Annotated in this window: 14 protein-coding genes; 9 read left to right on the forward strand and 5 right to left on the reverse strand. The window is 50.7% G+C overall.

Annotation, left to right across the window (positions count from 1 at the left end; all coding sequences use genetic code 11):
* Positions 1–105 precede the first annotated feature (105 nt).
* Both AB4875_RS06245 and AB4875_RS06250 read right to left on the reverse strand, forming a co-directional pair.
* On the reverse strand, positions 106–624 hold the full coding sequence (locus tag AB4875_RS06245) for a M48 metallopeptidase family protein (RefSeq protein WP_368375190.1): 519 nt from the start codon (positions 622–624) through the stop codon (positions 106–108).
* On the reverse strand, positions 621–1,052 hold the full coding sequence (locus tag AB4875_RS06250; RefSeq protein ID WP_368375191.1) for a PACE efflux transporter: 432 nt from the start codon (positions 1,050–1,052) through the stop codon (positions 621–623). Before AB4875_RS06250 ends, AB4875_RS06245 begins: the two co-directional genes overlap by 4 nt.
* A 368-nt stretch (positions 1,053–1,420) precedes the next feature.
* Here AB4875_RS06250 and AB4875_RS06255 point away from each other — a divergent pair, with 368 nt between their 5' ends.
* Positions 1,421–2,692, forward strand: coding sequence for an O-acetylhomoserine aminocarboxypropyltransferase/cysteine synthase family protein (locus tag AB4875_RS06255; RefSeq protein ID WP_368375192.1), 1,272 nt, complete (start codon positions 1,421–1,423; stop codon positions 2,690–2,692).
* Between the two features lie 113 nt (positions 2,693–2,805).
* On the opposite strand, the gene ybiA is transcribed toward AB4875_RS06255, so the two are convergent.
* A complete protein-coding gene (gene ybiA, locus AB4875_RS06260; protein ID WP_368375193.1) occupies positions 2,806–3,276 on the reverse strand; it encodes a riboflavin biosynthesis intermediates N-glycosidase in 471 nt (156 codons plus the stop codon).
* A 335-nt stretch (positions 3,277–3,611) separates the two neighbouring features.
* Between ybiA and AB4875_RS06265 the strand changes: the two genes are divergently transcribed.
* From AB4875_RS06265 to AB4875_RS06275, 3 genes are all read left to right on the forward strand, one after another.
* The gene (locus AB4875_RS06265; RefSeq protein WP_368375194.1) at positions 3,612–4,946 is read left to right on the forward strand and encodes a DASH family cryptochrome; all 1,335 of its coding nucleotides are present in this window, start codon (positions 3,612–3,614) and stop codon (positions 4,944–4,946) included.
* A gap of 51 nt (positions 4,947–4,997) precedes the next feature.
* A complete protein-coding gene (locus AB4875_RS06270) occupies positions 4,998–6,548 on the forward strand; it encodes a cryptochrome/photolyase family protein (protein ID WP_368375195.1) in 1,551 nt (516 codons plus the stop codon).
* 165 nt (positions 6,549–6,713) lie between these two features.
* Positions 6,714–8,132: a cytochrome P450 gene (locus AB4875_RS06275; RefSeq protein ID WP_368375196.1), complete on the forward strand. Its 1,419-nt coding sequence runs from the start codon at positions 6,714–6,716 to the stop codon at positions 8,130–8,132.
* A gap of 13 nt (positions 8,133–8,145) precedes the next feature.
* On the opposite strand, the gene AB4875_RS06280 is transcribed toward AB4875_RS06275, so the two are convergent.
* Both AB4875_RS06280 and AB4875_RS06285 read right to left on the reverse strand, forming a co-directional pair.
* Complete coding sequence (locus AB4875_RS06280) at positions 8,146–8,574, reverse strand: DUF3010 family protein (RefSeq protein ID WP_368375197.1); 429 nt, start codon at positions 8,572–8,574, stop codon at positions 8,146–8,148.
* A gap of 52 nt (positions 8,575–8,626) precedes the next feature.
* The gene (locus tag AB4875_RS06285) at positions 8,627–10,138 is read right to left on the reverse strand and encodes a protein adenylyltransferase SelO (protein ID WP_368375198.1); all 1,512 of its coding nucleotides are present in this window, start codon (positions 10,136–10,138) and stop codon (positions 8,627–8,629) included.
* Positions 10,139–10,419: 281 nt separating this feature from the next.
* On the opposite strand from AB4875_RS06285, the gene plsB reads away from it, so the two are divergent.
* From plsB to trpC, 5 genes are all read left to right on the forward strand, one after another.
* The gene (gene plsB, locus AB4875_RS06290; protein ID WP_368375199.1) at positions 10,420–12,897 is read left to right on the forward strand and encodes a glycerol-3-phosphate 1-O-acyltransferase PlsB; all 2,478 of its coding nucleotides are present in this window, start codon (positions 10,420–10,422) and stop codon (positions 12,895–12,897) included.
* Positions 12,898–13,225: 328 nt separating this feature from the next.
* The gene (gene trpE, locus AB4875_RS06295; protein ID WP_368375200.1) at positions 13,226–14,746 is read left to right on the forward strand and encodes an anthranilate synthase component I; all 1,521 of its coding nucleotides are present in this window, start codon (positions 13,226–13,228) and stop codon (positions 14,744–14,746) included.
* Entirely contained in the window at positions 14,746–15,330 is a 585-nt protein-coding gene (locus AB4875_RS06300; protein ID WP_368375201.1) for an aminodeoxychorismate/anthranilate synthase component II, read from the forward strand. Before trpE ends, AB4875_RS06300 begins: the two co-directional genes overlap by 1 nt.
* 5 nt (positions 15,331–15,335) lie before the next feature.
* Positions 15,336–16,391, forward strand: a complete 1,056-nt coding sequence (gene trpD / locus AB4875_RS06305) for an anthranilate phosphoribosyltransferase (RefSeq protein WP_368377054.1) — start codon at positions 15,336–15,338, stop codon at positions 16,389–16,391.
* Positions 16,388–17,194: an indole-3-glycerol phosphate synthase TrpC gene (trpC, locus tag AB4875_RS06310; protein ID WP_368375202.1), complete on the forward strand. Its 807-nt coding sequence runs from the start codon at positions 16,388–16,390 to the stop codon at positions 17,192–17,194. Before trpD ends, trpC begins: the two co-directional genes overlap by 4 nt.
* Position 17,195 lies beyond the last annotated feature (1 nt).

The raw sequence follows: 17,195 nt of genomic DNA on the forward strand, positions 1-17,195 counted from the left end.
TCAGTTTGCATTTAGTACGGTTTGTGGCAAAAACCATTTTGTTGGAAGCTTGGGTGGAAATTAAGCTGGGCTGAGTGAAGCCTACTTTGCTTCGGTGGTAGGTGCCTAAGACAGGTCGGGGAGTTCTCTGAGGGTCAGGTACACCCGCAAATCAAATTCGCGTTGATGGTAGTCCGGCAGCATATAGCAACACAGCTTATAAAACGCCTTGTTGTGATCGCTCTCTTTTAAATGCGCGAGTTCGTGTACCACAATCATTTCTAAAAATTCGGGCGCCGCATCCTTAAATAGCGAGGCGACGCGGATTTCCTTCTTTGCCTTGAGCTTGCCGCCTTGTACCCGCGATATGGCAGTGTGTAAGCCGAGCGCGCGGTGGGTCAGATCCAGGCGATTATCAAATAGCACCTTGTTAATTTGTGGTGCAGTGCGAAGGTTTTCCTGCTTTAAGGTGTTTACATAGCCGTATAGCGCTTTATCACTTTGAATGCTGTGTTGGCCGCCGTAACGTTTTGCTAAATACTCACCTAAGCGCTGTTCTTTAATCAGGCTACGGATTTGATTTTGCAGGTGTTCTGGATAGCCCTGCAGGTATTTTAATTTAAGGGTATCGGAGGGACTGTTCACGCGCTGCGGTCCTGTGCTGAGATCGGAAGTCCAAAGATCTTATCGAAGGCCCAGGTGAAGATAATAGCGTAGACGAAGAACGTGGCGAGCAGCCCAATCTCGGCAAGCAGTGCCTGCAGCAATGTGATGTCCAACCAGTAGGCGGTGAGTGGCACTAATACAAGCACCAGCCCGCCTTCAAAGCCTGCGCCGTGCACTAGACGCCGACGCCAAGATCGACCCTTGGCGATTTGGTTTTTTTCCCAGCGTTCAAAAAGTGCGTTAAAAATGTAATTCCATACCAATGCGATAGTGGCCATAAGAACAGAGAGCGGTAAGGTCGTCGAAACTTCAGCGTCAAATGCGACGCTGAGTATTGGTGTGACCATGGCAACAGCGCCTATTTCATAGAGAATGGCTTGGCAGACACGGCGGTTGGTAGGGCTCATGGAAATACTTCACAGGCGGCAGATGGTGGTGAGAGAACGCTCACCGTCGCTATGGTAACCGATTTGAGTGTTAACTGCGGATTGCGCCCTAAACTGATGGCAGGGCGCGCTACTTGACAGATCATGGGTATACCGGAAAAATGCCTAGTCGGCTGTTCACGGAGTAAACACCGGCTTGCTGATATAGCGGCTTATACGACACAGTTTTTGAAGCCAAGACAGTATAAAAGCGATTTACATAAGAACACTAGCCTTAGCCTGGTGAATAAAAATCTCAGTAGTGACTAAGCCTCATGGCGCTTGGTTTTTTGCTTAGCGACGGCCTCAATCCTCCTTAATAATGTCTATTATTTAATTAAAGGAATGCTATGAAACTAGAATCAATTGCGCTGCATGAAGGCTATAAATCGGAAGCAACCACAAAAGCCGCAGCGGTTCCGATTTACCAGACAAGCTCTTATACCTTTGATAATACCCAGCACGGCGCAGATTTATTTGACCTTAAGGTGCCGGGCAATATTTACAGCCGCATAATGAATCCAACCAACGATGTATTGGAAAAGCGTATCGCCGCAATGGAGGGTGGTGTTGGTGCGCTATGTGTCGCCTCTGGCATGGCCGCCATTACCTATGCCATTCAATGTATCTGTGAGGTTGGCGATAATATTGTCAGTACAAGCCAGTTGTATGGCGGAACCTATAATTTCTTTGCGCATTCGCTACCGAGGCAAGGTATTGAGGCTAGAATGATCTCGGCCGACGACTACGAAGGTTTTGAAAAAGCGATTGACGATAAGACTAAGGCGGTATTTTGTGAGTCTATCGGCAACCCCGCGGGCAATGTTGTCGATATTGTTCGCTTGGCGGAAATTGCCCACAAGCACGGCGTGCCATTAATTGTTGATAACACCGTGGCAACACCGTATCTCTGCCGTCCATTTGAGCTGGGCGCCGATATTGTTGTGCACTCGCTCACCAAATACATTGGTGGCCACGGCACTACTATTGGCGGTGTGATAGTCGATTCAGGTAAGTTTGATTGGGTTGCTAACAAGGAGCGTTTTGCTATTTTGAATGAGCCTGACCCTTCCTATCATGGCGTTGTTTACACCGAGGCGCTGGGGCCAGCAGCCTATATAGGCCGTTGCCGCGTAGTACCGCTGCGAAATACCGGCGCCGCTCTGTCGCCAATGAATGCGTTTCAGCTGTTGCAGGGACTCGAAACTCTCGGCTTGCGTATGGATCGCCATTGCGAGAATGCTGAAAAGCTGGCGCTCTATCTTCAGAATCATGAGAAGGTTGAATGGGTAAACTATGCTGCCTTGCCGGATAGCCCTTACTTTGCGACTTGTCAGAAAATCACTAATTCTCGGGCTTCAGGTATTTTAAGCTTTGGGCTTACTGGTGGTATTGAGGCCTGCACACGATTTATTGATTCTCTGGAAATGATTTTACGGCTGGTAAATATCGGTGATGCAAAATCGCTAGCCTGTCATCCCGCGTCTACCACTCATCGTCAGTTAAATCCTGAAGAGCTGGCTTCTGCCGGCGTGAGTGCAGATTTAATTAGAATCTCTGTGGGTATTGAGCATATCGACGATATTATTGCCGATGTCAGCCAAGCCTTAGAAAAAGCCTAGTAAGGCAGTCATCGTGGCCCCATAAACTGCTGGTTTTGGGGTCACGGTGTTATACGCTTGAGCTTAGGGAAGCACTTTGACAGTGCCTTGCCACGCGGTCTTCTTGGAAAAGCTTATTCTTTATTCATTTCTTCGCGTAGTTTATTTCTAACCCCCATCAGCATTTTGCCGAAGGTGTTGTCTCCGCGCATGTCGCGGCCGCTGCCCCAAAAGTAGTCATATTGGCTGACGTCCTTAATTTCCCTTTGGCCTGAGTTCAATAGCATTTGAGCGGCTTCTGGGTGGGTGCGGCATTTGATGTAGGTGCCGCGCGTCATATACGTCACACTGACTTTATGCCAGCCCTTACGCTTTTTATGCGCTTTGCTTTTGCCTAACTTTGAAGCCTCTGCTGGGTGAGGTGCTTGACGAATTTTTTCACGATACTCGGCGTCGTCAAATTTCATTGCCTGATAGTAGTGTTCTACCGACGGCCATTCGAAATCATCCAGTACAAAGGCGTGTTTAGAATAGGAGGCTAGCGGGTTATTGGGATCATCCCTTGTGAGGGTTAGGAGCTTTTTCTCTTTTTCATCAAACAGCATAAGACTTTTCCGGCTAAACCCGAGGAAGAGCAAATAGTATATAGAATTCCTCATAGAGGTAGCCACTTTATCACTGCTCGCCTAATTAGGCGTAGATAGATGTAAACAGGAGCGGACCGACCCCGATGTAACGCCGACTGCGTAATAAGTCCGGATGAGTATTGTGGTCTAAGCTGTGGTGATAAATGTGGAGCAGGGTAGGCAGGGAATTAATCTGCGGTGCTAAAAATCCAAACCTTTTCCCATGACCTATAAAGACCTACACGTTCACGGGGTAAGCAAGGTGTCGTCGGCGCTTGTATTAAAACCCAGTACAAAAAGGACTGAAGATCGGGATGAAAAAACTGGGGCTGTACTGGTTTGGCAACGATTTGCGGCTGCATGATCTTGCGCCGCTGCGGGCGCTGGCGGGTCGTGTTGACCGCCTGCTGTGCGTGGCCTGTGTAGACCCAGCGCTGTTGCGCAGCTCGCCGCATATCTTGGGTGATGCGCCCATATCTAGTCAGCGGCAGCGCTTTTTAGAAGAGAGCCTAGGCCAGCTCGACCGTGCGCTTAATAAGCTCGGGCAGCGCCTACTAGTCTGCTATAGCTCGCCAACTAAAGGCATCGGTGACCTTTTGGCAAACTATCCGGTAGATGAGGTTTATCGCAGCCGCCATCCCGGAAGTTATGAGCGTAGTCAGTGGCAAACCCTAAAACGGTGCTTTCCGGCCACTCAGTTTCAGGAAATGGATAGTCATACCTTGTTTGGCTTGGATGCGCTGCCTTTTGCGCCATCTGCACTGCCGCCGACGTTTTCGCAATTTAGAAAAGCAGTCGCCGAGCTGCGAGTTCCCAGCCCCTTGCCGGCGATCACTGAATTGCCGCCGCCCCCTGCGGACTTGCCGCCACACAGTCAGTATCCGGTGGCCAATAGTTATCAGGAATGTAGCTTTAATGGTGGCGAGGCTGCCGGGCTTGAGCACGCTAGGTCCTACTTCGGAAGCCACTGGCCGGGTAACTACAAGCTGCTTCGCAATGACTTAAATCGCTGGTATCACTCCACTAAATTCTCGCCGTGGCTTGCCTTGGGTTGTGTGTCTGGCCGTGAAATTGTTGCCCAGTTGCGGGACTATGAGACGCGCTGTGGCGCCAATGACTCCACCGAATGGATTTATGTGGAATTGCTGTGGCGGGAATATTTTCAGTGGTATGCCCATCAGCATGGTAACAATCTATTTCGCTTTCAAGGCATTAAACAACACAAACCGCTGACCAGTTTTTATCCCGAGCGATTCCGCGCCTGGACCCAAGGCAAAACACCGTGGCCGTTGGTGAATGCCTGTATGCACCAGCTCAATGAGACTGGCTATATGAGTAATCGTTGCCGCCAGATTGTGGCCAGTTGCTTTGTTCATGAGTTACAGCTGGATTGGCGATACGGCGCGGCGTATTTTGAACAGCAGCTAATTGATTATGATATGGCCAGCAATTGGGGCAATTGGCAATACCTGGCGGGGGTGGGTGCTGATCCCCGCGGACACCGTCACTTTGATCTCGAGAAACAAGCCCGCCAGTTTGACCCTGGCGGTGAATTTATTGAGCGCTGGCGAGGGCGTGAGTCAGTAGCGGCAATGGATAGCCAAGACATGGTTGGCTGGCCCTGTGGCGGGGAGTCTGAATCACAATGAGCGATGCGGTCCAAAATCAAGCAAGGCTAAATTCAAAGATGGGGGTGGACCTTGAATGCTGCTAATACGGTCAGGCTGATTCTCGGTGATCAGCTTAATGCCAGCCACAGTTGGTTCAAGCAAGTGGATGACGAGGTGCTTTACGTGATTGCGGAGTTGCGTCAGGAGACCGACTACTGCCTTCATCACGTGCAGAAAATCTGCGCTTTTTTTGCCAGCATGGCCGCCTTTGCCGAGGCTCTGCAAAGCGCCGGACATCGCGTGCATTACCTCACCTTGGATGACAGCGCAGCCTATCGTGATTTGCCTGCGCTGATTGAATCTACATTGCAGGACTGCAAGGCTAAGGTATTTCAGTATCAGCGCGCAGACGAGTATCGCCTGCTAATGCAGTTGCAGGCGCTGGCGCCGAAAAATGTGACGGTCGAGGAATGGGATAGCGAACATTTTTTACTAGCCTTTGACGAAATACCCCGTCAGTTCACTGCGGGCAAGCATCGCCGCTTGGAAAATTTCTATCGTTTAATGCGCCAGCGGCATCACATTTTGATGGACGGTGATGAGCCATGCGGAGGGCGCTGGAATTTTGATAGTGAAAACCGTAAGCGTCTCACGCCCAGCGATATCGCTGAGCTGCCAGAGCCTCTGGTCTTTGCCAACGACGTTACTGAGATATTGCAGCGCCTTGATCGCCATGGTGTTCGCTACATTGGTCGCGCAGACGCGCAGCTTTTGTGGCCCGTCAGTAGGCGGCAGGCGCTGCAAATGCTGGATTATTTTTGCGGCTATTTACTACCCCGTTTTGGTCGGTTTCAGGATGCCATGACCGCGGAGGGAAGCCAGCGCTGGAGCCTATATCATTCGCGTCTATCCTTTGCTATCAACGCGAAAATCCTCCATCCGCGCCAGGTCATCGATGCTGCGCTGCAGGCTTTTGAGGCCAGTGAGGGCGCGATTGATCTGGCCCAAATAGAAGGGTTTATTCGTCAGATTCTGGGTTGGCGAGAATTTGTTCGGGGTGTGTACTGGGCTAATATGCCGAGCTATGCGGAGTTGAATAGTTTAGGTGCTGAGCGGCCACTACCTGATTATTTTTGGACTGGCGAAACTAAGATGCGCTGTCTGTCGCAGGCTATTAGTCAGTCGCTGGATTACGCCTACGCCCATCATATTCAGCGCCTGATGGTGACCGGTAATTTTTGTCTTCTTACCGGCATCGACCCCAAGGAAGTGGATGGCTGGTACTTGGGTATATATGTGGATGCGCTGGAGTGGGTGGAGATGCCAAACACGCGGGGCATGAGTCAATATGCTGATGGCGGCTTGGTGGGAACTAAAGCCTACGCGGCAGGCGGCAATTACATTCGCAAAATGAGTGATTACTGCGGCGACTGCCACTACCGAGTACAAGATAAAATCGGTGACACCGCGTGCCCGCTTAACAGCTTATATTGGCACTTTATGCTTGCTCATCGCCAAAGCTTCAGCAAGAACCCGCGCCAGAGTATGATTTATAAAACCTGGGATAAAATGCCCGAAGAAACGCGGCAGGCTACATTAGAACGCGCCCAGTGGTGTCTCGATAATATCGAAGAGCTATAACTTAATTCCAAGGCCACTAATGTTTTGTAGCGAGTCATCATTGCTGGCTGCTTCGCAGTCACAGCAGGTTTTCACGTTTTATTAATATGGCTTAGCTGGCTTGAGTTTACGATGTAAACCCCAACGTGCTAGCATCATTTCACCAATAATTCAGAGCATATTCATATGCCAGATTTTCTCTACCATAGCCGCCGCCTGTTGCTTTCTTACTCCATTGAAGGGCTGCTACGCTTTATGTATTGGCGCAAAAAACGTCGCCGCAGTGGTGCTCAGATTAGTGCTGGCACTTCACTCGCTGAGCCTATTCCAGAGCATCCGCAAAGCCCAGAAGATTTTAGACCGCTTGAGAATACGTGTTTTCAAAATCCCTACCGTTTTTACGCCATGCTCCGCGAGCAGTACCCAGTTTATCGTTTGCAGAACGGCATTTACTGTTTATCTCGTTATAGTGATATTACCGATGTTTGCCGTAACACCGAGTTATTTTCATCTACTCATCAGGGCGCCATTGTTGGCTTGAAGCCACATCAGAGTGTGGTCGAAGAGGGCCGCAAACAAGACCGTTTAGCGGCTTTGGGTTTAACACCCTGTGATGTATTGGCCGTGGCGGATCAGCCCCAGCACAGTAACGATCGCAAGGTGGGGCATAAAGGCTTGAATTCTCGTTTTGTTAAAAGCCTTGAGTCTGAAATCGAAACCCAGTGTCGTCTGCTGATGGACAAGTTTGTAGACAGCGGTGAAGTGGAGTTTATGCAGCAAGTCGGGTGGCGCCTGCCAATGCAGATCATTATCAAGCTACTGGGTTTTCCCGCCGAAGATTACGACAAAATTAAATACTGGTGTATGCACACAATTTCTACCCAAAGCGGGGTTGCCAGCTCGGTGGAGGTTGCCAAAAGTCGCGCTGAGATTCTGGTGTTTATTCGCTACTGTTGGCAGCAATTGGCGATTGCCAAGAATCACCCCCGTGATGATCTCTGCGGCGTTTTCGTTAGTGCGGCCTTAGACCCCAGTAACCCAATGACAGACCAGCAGGCGGTGAGTAGTATTTTTCAGCTGCTTGTTGCGGGTAGTGACTCCTCTGCCACCAGTATGGGTAATGCCCTAAAACTGCTTATTGAAAATCCTGAAGTTGAACAGGAAATAAGGGCAGATATGAGTAAGCTAGATAACTTTGTTGAGGAGGTGTTTAGGCTTGAAGCTGCGTTTCAGGGACATTTTCGTTGGACTAAAACCGACACGGTATTACACGATGTTGAATTGCCAGCGGGCAGTCGTATATTTCTCATGTGGGCGGCCGCTAACCGCGACGAATCGGTGTTCGAAAATCCTGATAAGGTTGATCTAAATCGCGCCAACGGTAAGCGACACCTTACCTTTGGTCACGGTATTCACGCGTGTATAGGCCGAGAACTGGCGCGTAGCGAGATTCGGATTGTGCTGCGAGAGTTTTTATTGCGCACCAAAAATATGACAATAAGTGGTGATGCGCCGTTTGTCGCTTCGATGTTTGCCCATACTTTACAAAAACTACCGCTACGTTTTGATGTTGTCATAGCGGAGTCTCATGAGCGCGCGGCCTAGTGGCCGCGACTATTTATACCGTGGCTTGGAGGGCGATATAGGCGGTGACAAAGGCGGCTTCTTGAAAGCCTTTTAGCTCGGTGTCGGCAAACGGAATTTGCAGAGGATTTTCCCCTAAAACGGCTTTGGCCTGAGACGAGGTGATTACGATTACATCGATGTCTGCGATCAACTGAATGCATGCTTCCAGCTTGAAGCTGACTGCGCCACCGGCAAACTTACCTTTTGGCAAACGACCCTTGATCGCGACTTTGTCGACTTTATAGTCTTTCATTAGTTGCGCGAAAGCGGCCTGAAATTGCTTTATGTCATATTGATTGTGTTCTTTGGGTATGCTCAATTTGCGCACCCGGCAGTCCGGTATATTAAATTGTTGGTTTTCTAAATTAAGTAAGCAGACAACGGCATCGCTGCCGGTGAGTTCCACGCCGCAAATTCTCATTTTGTTTCCCTGGTGTTAGTTGCTGATATTCTGTTGTAAGCGCGAAGCATTATTAGGTTCCGCAAAAGGTATTTAACACCCTTTCGTTTGGTTTGGCCGGCATGGCGTAGCGCTGATTTTCTGGGTCGAAAGTATGGGGGTTTTCGAGCACGTCTACTAGCTGGTTAAAATAACTAAAGTCACCGTTGCTTTCAGCGGCAGCAATGGCTTCTTGGACCAAGTGGTTGCGAGGGATGAAAACCGGGTTTGCTTTAAACATTTTCGCTTGGCGTTGAGCGGGCGATTGCGAGTCGCTATTAAGACGCTGGCGCCACTCATGTAGCCAAGTAGTGAAGGTGTCGTTGAAGTCAAAAAGTTCGCGAATACTGCTATTAACGCAGGCGGCTTCATCGGCCAGCTCGGCAAGGCGACGGAAGCACAGGGTGAAGTCGGCTTTTTCTTGTTCCATTAGTTTGAGCAGGTTTTGATACAAGTCGTCATCTTGCTCGGTGAACGTAGCGATTCCCAATTTGTCTTTAATAATGTTTTGGTAGGCGCTGAGGAATAAGTCGGGGAAGGTGTTCAGCGCTTCTTGCGCAATGGCTATGGCGCGCTCTTCCTGGGTGCTTTCATTGTTATCAAGGCTGTTATCCAAAATCGGGATTAGGGCTTGAGCAAGTTGCGCCAGATTCCAATGGGCAATGCCGGGCTGATTGCCATAGGCGTAGCGGCCCTTTTGGTCGATGGAGCTAAATACTGTTGCAGGGTCGTAGTTATCCATAAACGCGCAGGGGCCGTAGTCGACAGTTTCGCCGCACAGCAACATATTGTCGGTGTTCATCACGCCGTGAATAAAGCCGATAGATTGCCATTGCGCAATAAGGGTAGCTTGGCGCTGAATGATCTTATTGAGCATGGCCAAAATTGGATTGCTGGCTTGAGCGGCCTCGGGAAAGTGGCGATTAATGAGATAGTCGCTCAGGCTTTGCAGTGCGGCGGTGTCTTGGCGGGCGGCAAAATACTGCATGGTGCCGACCCGAATATGACTTTGTGCAACACGGCTGAATACCGCGCCGGGCAGCGCCTGATCTCGAAAAACGAGCTCGCCGCTAGTCACCGCGCCGAGCGCGCGGGTCGTTGGTACATTGAGTGCCGCCATCGCCTCGCAGAGAATATACTCGCGCAGTACTGGCCCCAAGGGCGATTTACCGTCGCCACCTCGGGAGTAGGGCGTGCGACCTGAGCCTTTGAGTTGCCAATCGTAGCGGATGCCGCTGTCCGCAAGCAGTTCGCCAAGTAAGACAGCCCGCCCGTCACCCAACTGCGGATTCCAACCGCCGAATTGATGCCCGGCATAAACGGTGGCGATGGGTTCAGCGCCGGCAGGAATATGGTTGCCGGCCATGCTGGCAATGCCCTCGGGCGAGGCCAGCCACTGTGGGTCTATGCCTAATTCGCTCGCCAAGTGGACATTGATACGAATTACATTCGGCGCCGGCACTGAGCTTGGAGCCTGCGCGGTGTAAAATTGCTCGCCTTGTTTGACATAGCTATTGTCGAAAACGGGGCTGTTGGTAGATGTCATGGTATGGCCTGCATAAAGCGGTAAGACAATATCAGCTAAGGTTTTTATACCTTGGATTGCAGCTAATTATACAGTAATCGCGTGTTCCGGGGGCGCGGACCGTTGTTGCGGGCACTGCTTGCAAGGGGCCATCATTCGCATGCTCGGGTGCGAAAAACGCGACGCGGCGAGACAGACCAAGTAAAATCGCTGCCGATGGCTCATTTTGCTAATAAAAAGTCCCATGCCGAGCGACTTAACGGTGTGGACGACCGGCATCAGTTTATAAGGATTTGCGTATTATGCCTTGGTTTACCCGTTTATTTTTTGTGCTGTGTCGGATGTTGTCCGCGCCATTTCTTGCCGGTATTAAACCCAAGTTGGTGCAGTTCGATGAGTCATTACATGCGGAATTAGACGGCAAACCGGTTTGCTACGTACTCCGGCAGCATAGCTGGACCGATCGGTTTTTGCTGGAGCGCGTTTTTAAGACCCACAAACTACCGCTATTGAACGCCAGAGCGGGGAAGTTACCTGATGTTGATCGCGCCGCGTGTTTGTATTTGCCGGTATTGGGCGGTCAGCGAGGTGGTTCTCGGGGAGTGAATACCATGGCGGCCTTGGTTGCACAGGCGGCTGAAGGTGACTACCCCTTGCGGATTGTGCCGGTATCGGTGTTTTGGGGTCGGGATCCAGGCAGTGAAACCTCGTTTTTCAAATTATTATTAGGTGACGGAGAGCGGGCGGGTGCTTTTCGCAAGCTTATGGTTATATTGGCTCAGCGTCGCAATGTACTTATCCATATTGCCCAGCCTGTGCACTTCAGTACTTTTGTTGCCCGCAAACAGGATCCGGTGGCCGCGGCCGCAGTCATGGCACGCATGCTGTCGTTTTATTATTCCAGGCGCAAAACCGCAAGTCTTGGCCCCACCTTATTATCGCGCCAGCAAATAATTGATGTGGTATTGCGTCGTCAGTCGGTTCGCGATGCCATTGCTGAAGAGCAGGAAACATCCATTGCCAAGCCGGGCGTGGTCAATAAACAAGCCCGCAAAATGGCCGAAGAAGTGGCCGCCAATTTTGATGGGCGAATGATTCGAGCCCTCGAGTTGATATTGAGTTGGGCGTTTCGGAGAATTTTTTCTGGTTTAAAAATTCATCATATCGAGCGCCTGCGCGAGACTGCCAATAATCGGCAGTTAATTTATATGCCATCTCACCGCAGTCATTTCGACTATCTGCTGATTTCTTATACCCTCTATGTGCAGGGTCTAGTGCCACCGCATATTGCGGCAGGTGTGAACCTGAATTTTTGGCCAGTGGGTGGTTTGCTGCGTCGCGGTGGCGCCTTTTATATACGCCGTAGTTTTAACGGTAAAAAATTATATTCAGCGGTGTTTAAGTCGTATTTAGATGTGCTGTTGGGTCGGGGCTATCCGGTTGAGTTCTTTCCTGAGGGTGGCCGAAGTCGCACCGGACGTTTGCTGCCGCCGAAACGCGGTATGTTGAAAATGACAGTCGAGAGCTTTGTGCAGCAGCCTGGGCGCAAAGTGGCCTTGGTGCCGGTTTATGTTTGCTATGACAAGCTTGTGGAAAGTGCCTCTTACGTCAAAGAACTGCGTGGTGCGAGCAAGCAAAGTGAGTCGGCAAGTGGCTTATTAAAGGCCCGCAAAATTTTTAAGTCTTCCTATGGCAGTCCCCATGTGGCCTTTGGACAACCGATAAGTCTGGATGAGTGTTTTAGTCATATCGAGCCCAATTGGCGCAAGCTCAGCCAATCTGGGGACAATTCCTTTGTGCCTGCGGTAATTGATTATATTGCGCAGGAAAATATGGAGCGGATAAATGCGGCGGCGGTGGTTAATCCCATCGGCTTAGTGGCGATGATTTTGCTGTCTAGTCCGCAGCGCGCGATGGCCGAAGACGAGTTGCTGCTGCAAATAGATCACTTTATTGCGATTTTACGACGCCTGCCCTATAGCCCAGATATCACATTGCCTGAAGGCAGCGCAAAAGAGATTTTTGAGCAGGCGGCGCGGACAGCCGGCCTGTCTCGAATAGATCATCCCTGGGGCCCGATTATTACCGCTACCGGCCGCGAGGCGGTGATGCTGACCTATTACCGCAATTCGGTTATGCATGTACTGGCCTTGCCGAGTTTGATTGCGCGTTTCTTCCGCCACAGTCAAACCGTGAGCGAGGCAGAGCTAATAGAGGGTTGTGTCCTTTTATACCCCTTTGTTAAAAATGAATTATTCCTGCGGGTCAAACTTGAGGACTGCGCTGCGGCTGTAAAAGAGCAAATTAATAATCTCGTTGCGCTTAATCTACTTACTCGAGAGAGTGCGGGTGACAGTCTCAGTCGGGCCAATGTCGGCACCGAAGGCTATGCGGTGTTAACGGGCTTGGGCCGAATTTTGCGTGAGACCTTTGAGCGTTACACTATTACCAGTTTGCTTTTGGTGCAGGATATTTCTGAAGTACCCGCCCTGCGGGACGATGTTGAGCTACACACTATTGAGATGGCCCAGCGTCTGGCAATCTTGAGTGGTCGAGAAGCACCGGAATACTTTGATAAAAATCTTTTCCGTGGCTATATCGACACCTTGATTGAGCAGGGTTTATTGCTCGCGACTGAGCATGAGATGGGCGAGTTTCTGCGGGTTGATAAACGCTTGGAGGCTTTGTCGCAGCGCTGGGTGGCCTTGCTCGGACCCGACGTACAGCAAAGTATGCAGCAGCTTATCCGCAAGCCAGTAATGAATGAAAGTGATCAGTGATGGTATGAATGCCTTGGCTTGAAACATCCTACTTAAAAGCTTGGGTTGGCAGCGCCTTAGGCTCCTAATATTATCGGGCGTCTGATGCGGGCATAGGGCGCACTGATCGGCGCCTGCAGGGGCAACTATTTTTGAGGTTTCCCCAGGGTGCTGCCTCGGTTACAATATCCGCTATTCTAATGACGTGTGACGAGTCCGAAAAAATGGCGCATAACGCCCGCATAACACCGCTGTGTGATTGCCGTCGATGGCGATGGTAGCTCTTGCAATAAGCAAATTACTGCAACCAGCAGATTACTAAGCCGTCCCCCATTTTTAAGGATTTATCATGCAAGCCCAGCGATACAATGAACTGGCGCAGCAAGGCTATAACCGGATACCGGTTTATCGCGATGTGCTCGCCGATCTTGACACCCCTCTCAGTGCCTATTTAAAACTCGCCGCAGCGCCCTACAGTTTTCTGTTCGAGTCTGTGCACGGTGGCGAGAAATGGGGGCGTTACTCTATTATTGGTTTGGGCGCGCGCACGGTGCTGCGGGCCGAGGGCAAACAGGTCACCATTTCCTGTGATGGCGATGTAATAGAGACCCATCAATGTGAAGACGCGCTTGCCTTTGTAGAGGCTTTTCAGGCTCGCTATCAGGTGCCTGAAATCGACGAGCTGCCTGCATTTTACGGTGGTCTGGTCGGTTATTTTGCCTACGATTGTGTGCGTTATATTGAACCCAAGTTGTTGGCGGGTACGCCAGCTGACGTCTTGGGAACACCAGATATTTTATTAATGGTGTCAGAGGAATTACTGGTTTTTGATAATCTTTCTGGCACCGTTAAGATTATTACCCACGCTGATCCGGCGGATGACAAAGCCTATAAGAAAGCACAGCAGAGACTGGATTCCTATGAGCAGTTGCTGCGTGGTGTGTCACCGCTGCTACCAGAGCTAAATCTAGACGCCGACGGTGTCGCTGAAGCAGACTTTGTGTCGAGCTTTGGCGAGGATAATTTCAAAGATGCCGTCGAAAAAGTGCGTGAATATGTGCTGGCAGGTGACGTGATGCAGGTGGTGTTATCTCAGCGTCTAAGTATTCCATTCACTGCCTCACCACTTAATTTTTATCGCGCGTTGCGGCACCTCAATCCCTCTCCATATATGTACTATCTCAATCTAGACGACTTCCATATTGTCGGTTCTTCGCCGGAAATTTTGGCGCGGCTGGAAGATGGCGAGGTAACGGTACGTCCTATCGCAGGTACGCGTCGTCGCGGACATACTGAAGCCGAAGACTTGGCGCTTGAGAAAGAATTGCTGGCTGATCCTAAAGAGATCGCCGAGCATTTAATGCTCATCGATTTAGGTCGCAATGACGCCGGCCGGGTTGCCAAAACAGGCACGGTGGAGTTGAGTGATAAAATGGTGGTGGAGCGTTACTCCCACGTTATGCACATTGTGTCTAATGTTCGCGCGCAAGTGCGTGACGATATTACCGCCATGGATGTGCTGCGGGCCACCTTGCCCGCTGGCACATTAAGCGGCGCGCCGAAAGTCCGTGCCATGGAAATTATCGATGAGTTAGAGTCGGTAAAACGTGGTGTATATGGCGGTGCGGTGGGTTATTTAAGTTGGAATGGCAATATGGATACCGCCATTGCGATTCGCACCGCAGTGATCAAAGACAATCAACTTCATATTCAAGCCGGCGCCGGTATTGTTGCCGATTCCCAGCCCAGGCTGGAATGGAAGGAAACCATGAATAAGGCGCGAGCGGTATTCAAAGCGGCCTCGATGGTGCAGGGGGCGGTAAAATGCACGGCAGCCAGTGAGACCAATTCAAGAGGGGAGGCGTCATAATGTTATTAATGATCGATAATTACGACTCCTTCACCTACAACGTCGTACAGTATTTTGCTGAGTTGGGCGCCGATGTAAAAGTGCTGCGCAATGATGAGATTAGTATTGACGAGATCCGCGCACTGGCGCCCACCCACCTAGTGATCTCTCCTGGCCCCTGTACGCCCAATGAGGCGGGTATTTCACTGGCGGCCATTAAGGCTTTTGCTGGCGAGATTCCCATTCTCGGTGTGTGTTTGGGTCATCAGAGTATTGGTCAGGCATTTGGCGGCAAGATTGTGCGCGCGCGTGCGGTGATGCACGGTAAAACCTCGCCTATGCACCATCACAATAGCGGTGTATTCAGCGGTTTAAATAATCCGCTAGTGGCGACCCGCTACCACTCTCTAGTGATTGAAAAAGACAGCTTGCCGGATTGCTTGGAAGTCACGTCATGGACCCAACACGCCGACGGATCAGTAGATGAAATTATGGGCGTGCGCCACAAGATCTTAGATATTGAGGGCGTGCAGTTTCATCCAGAATCGATTTTGTCAGAGCAGGGCCACGAGCTGTTTAAAAACTTTTTGGAGCGCAGCGCATGAGCGATATGAATATTAAAGATGCACTGGCTTTGGTGGTGCGCAGTATAAGCTTGAGTACCGACGATATGGCGGCGGTAATGCGCGATATTATGACTGGTAAATGCAGCGATGCTCAGATTGCCGCATTTCTTATTGCGCTGCGCATGAAAAGCGAAAGTCTGGATGAGATTGAAGGTGCCGCCCGAGTTATGCGCGAGTTAGCGACACCGGTGAATATCGATGGCCTTGACCACGTGGTGGATATTGTTGGCACCGGGGGCGATGGCGCCAATTTATTTAATGTCTCCTCGGCCAGTACCTTTGTTATTGCCGCGGCGGGTGCCAAGGTGGCAAAGCATGGCAACCGCTCGGTGTCATCTAAAAGCGGCAGTGCCGATGTATTGGAAAGCGCCGGCATTGAACTCAATTTGAATCCCCAGCAGGTTGAACGCTGCATTCGCGAAGTGGGCCTTGGCTTTATGTTTGCGGTTAATCATCACAGCGCCATGAAATACGCAATTGGTGTGCGCCGTGATATTGCCCAGCGCACGATCTTCAATATCTTAGGGCCGCTGACCAACCCTGCGGGCGTGACGCGTCTAGTGTTGGGTGTGTTTAGTTCCGAGCTCTGCCGTCCCTTAGCTGAGGTCTTGAAGCGTTTGGGCGCCGAGCATGTGATGGTAGTTCACGCCAAAGACGGTTTGGATGAAATTAGTTTGGCGACCGCCACGGAAGTGGTGGAGCTTAAAGATGGCGAGATTCGTGAATACCTGCTGACACCTGAAGATGTGGGGATAAGCAGTCAGAGTTTGGTGGGCCTGGATGTTTCAGACAGCAAGGCCTCCTTGGCTTTGATTCGCGATGCCTTAGGCAAACGTGAAACCGAAGCGGGTAAAAAAGCGGCGGATATGATTGCCCTTAATGCTGGCGCCGCCTTATATGTGGCGGGTGTTGTCAGTACTTTAAAGCACGGTGTGGCCTTGGCCGAGGACACTATTCATGGTGGCCAAGCGCTAGAAAAAATGGGTGAGCTGGCGGCTTTTAGCCAGGGCCTGAATCCCACTCCTGAGGCCGAGCTATGATGACTAATAGCAGCACCCCAACGGTGCTCAAAAAAATTCTTGATCGCAAGCGTGAAGAGATCGCTGAGCGCAGTGCGCGGATGTCGATCGCTCAACTGCAAGAGCAAATACACAGCGCATCGGCGCCCCGCGGTTTTGTGCAGTCTATAGAAGCCAAGCTGGCTGCCGGTAAGTCGGCGGTGATTGCCGAAGTGAAAAAAGCGTCACCCTCCAAGGGCGTGATTCGCGAAGACTTCAATCCAGCCGACATCGCATCAAGCTATGAAATGGGCGGAGCAGCGTGTTTGTCAGTATTAACCGATGCGGATTTTTTTCAGGGTGCGGAGGCGTATTTACAGCAGGCGCGTGCGGCCTGTTCGCTGCCGGTGATCCGCAAAGATTTTATTATAGATCCCTATCAGGTTTATGAAGCGCGCGCGATTGGTGCTGATTGTATTTTATTGATCGCCGCAGCGCTGGATGATGAGGCCATGACAGACCTCAATAAACTGGCCCAAAGCTTGGGAATGGATGTTTTAATTGAAGTTCATAACGCCGAGGAGTTGGCGCGAACCCTACCACTGGGTAATCGCTTGGTGGGCATTAATAATCGCAATTTACACAATTTTGAAACCTCGCTGCAGAATACTTTCGATTTACTGACGTCGATCAGCGCTGATTATATTGTGGTGACCGAAAGTGGTATTCACACCGCAGAGGATGTGTCTGCAATGCGCGAACATGGGGTGAATGCATTTTTAGTGGGGGAGGCTTTTATGCGAGCGCCTGAGCCCGGCGAGAAATTGGCAGAATTATTTGCCTAAG

Source organism: Zhongshania sp. R06B22 (assembly GCF_040892595.1).
Classification (GTDB): Bacteria; Pseudomonadota; Gammaproteobacteria; order Pseudomonadales; family Spongiibacteraceae; genus Spongiibacter; species Spongiibacter arctica.

What these genes read in the sequence shown, in the direction of transcription:
- AB4875_RS06255 (WP_368375192.1), top strand. Translation starts at nt 1,421, where the DNA reads ATGAAACTAGAATCAATTGCGCTGCATGAAGGCTATAAATCGGAAGCA.
- ybiA (WP_368375193.1), bottom strand. Translation starts at nt 3,276, where the DNA reads ATGCTGTTTGATGAAAAAGAGAAAAAGCTCCTAACCCTCACAAGGGAT.
- AB4875_RS06250 (WP_368375191.1), bottom strand. Translation starts at nt 1,052, where the DNA reads ATGAGCCCTACCAACCGCCGTGTCTGCCAAGCCATTCTCTATGAAATA.
- trpD (WP_368377054.1), top strand. Translation starts at nt 15,336, where the DNA reads ATGAATATTAAAGATGCACTGGCTTTGGTGGTGCGCAGTATAAGCTTG.
- AB4875_RS06280 (WP_368375197.1), bottom strand. Translation starts at nt 8,574, where the DNA reads ATGAGAATTTGCGGCGTGGAACTCACCGGCAGCGATGCCGTTGTCTGC.
- plsB (WP_368375199.1), top strand. Translation starts at nt 10,420, where the DNA reads ATGCCTTGGTTTACCCGTTTATTTTTTGTGCTGTGTCGGATGTTGTCC.
- trpE (WP_368375200.1), top strand. Translation starts at nt 13,226, where the DNA reads ATGCAAGCCCAGCGATACAATGAACTGGCGCAGCAAGGCTATAACCGG.
- AB4875_RS06275 (WP_368375196.1), top strand. Translation starts at nt 6,714, where the DNA reads ATGCCAGATTTTCTCTACCATAGCCGCCGCCTGTTGCTTTCTTACTCC.
- AB4875_RS06285 (WP_368375198.1), bottom strand. Translation starts at nt 10,138, where the DNA reads ATGACATCTACCAACAGCCCCGTTTTCGACAATAGCTATGTCAAACAA.
- trpC (WP_368375202.1), top strand. Translation starts at nt 16,388, where the DNA reads ATGATGACTAATAGCAGCACCCCAACGGTGCTCAAAAAAATTCTTGAT.
- AB4875_RS06300 (WP_368375201.1), top strand. Translation starts at nt 14,746, where the DNA reads ATGTTATTAATGATCGATAATTACGACTCCTTCACCTACAACGTCGTA.
- AB4875_RS06265 (WP_368375194.1), top strand. Translation starts at nt 3,612, where the DNA reads ATGAAAAAACTGGGGCTGTACTGGTTTGGCAACGATTTGCGGCTGCAT.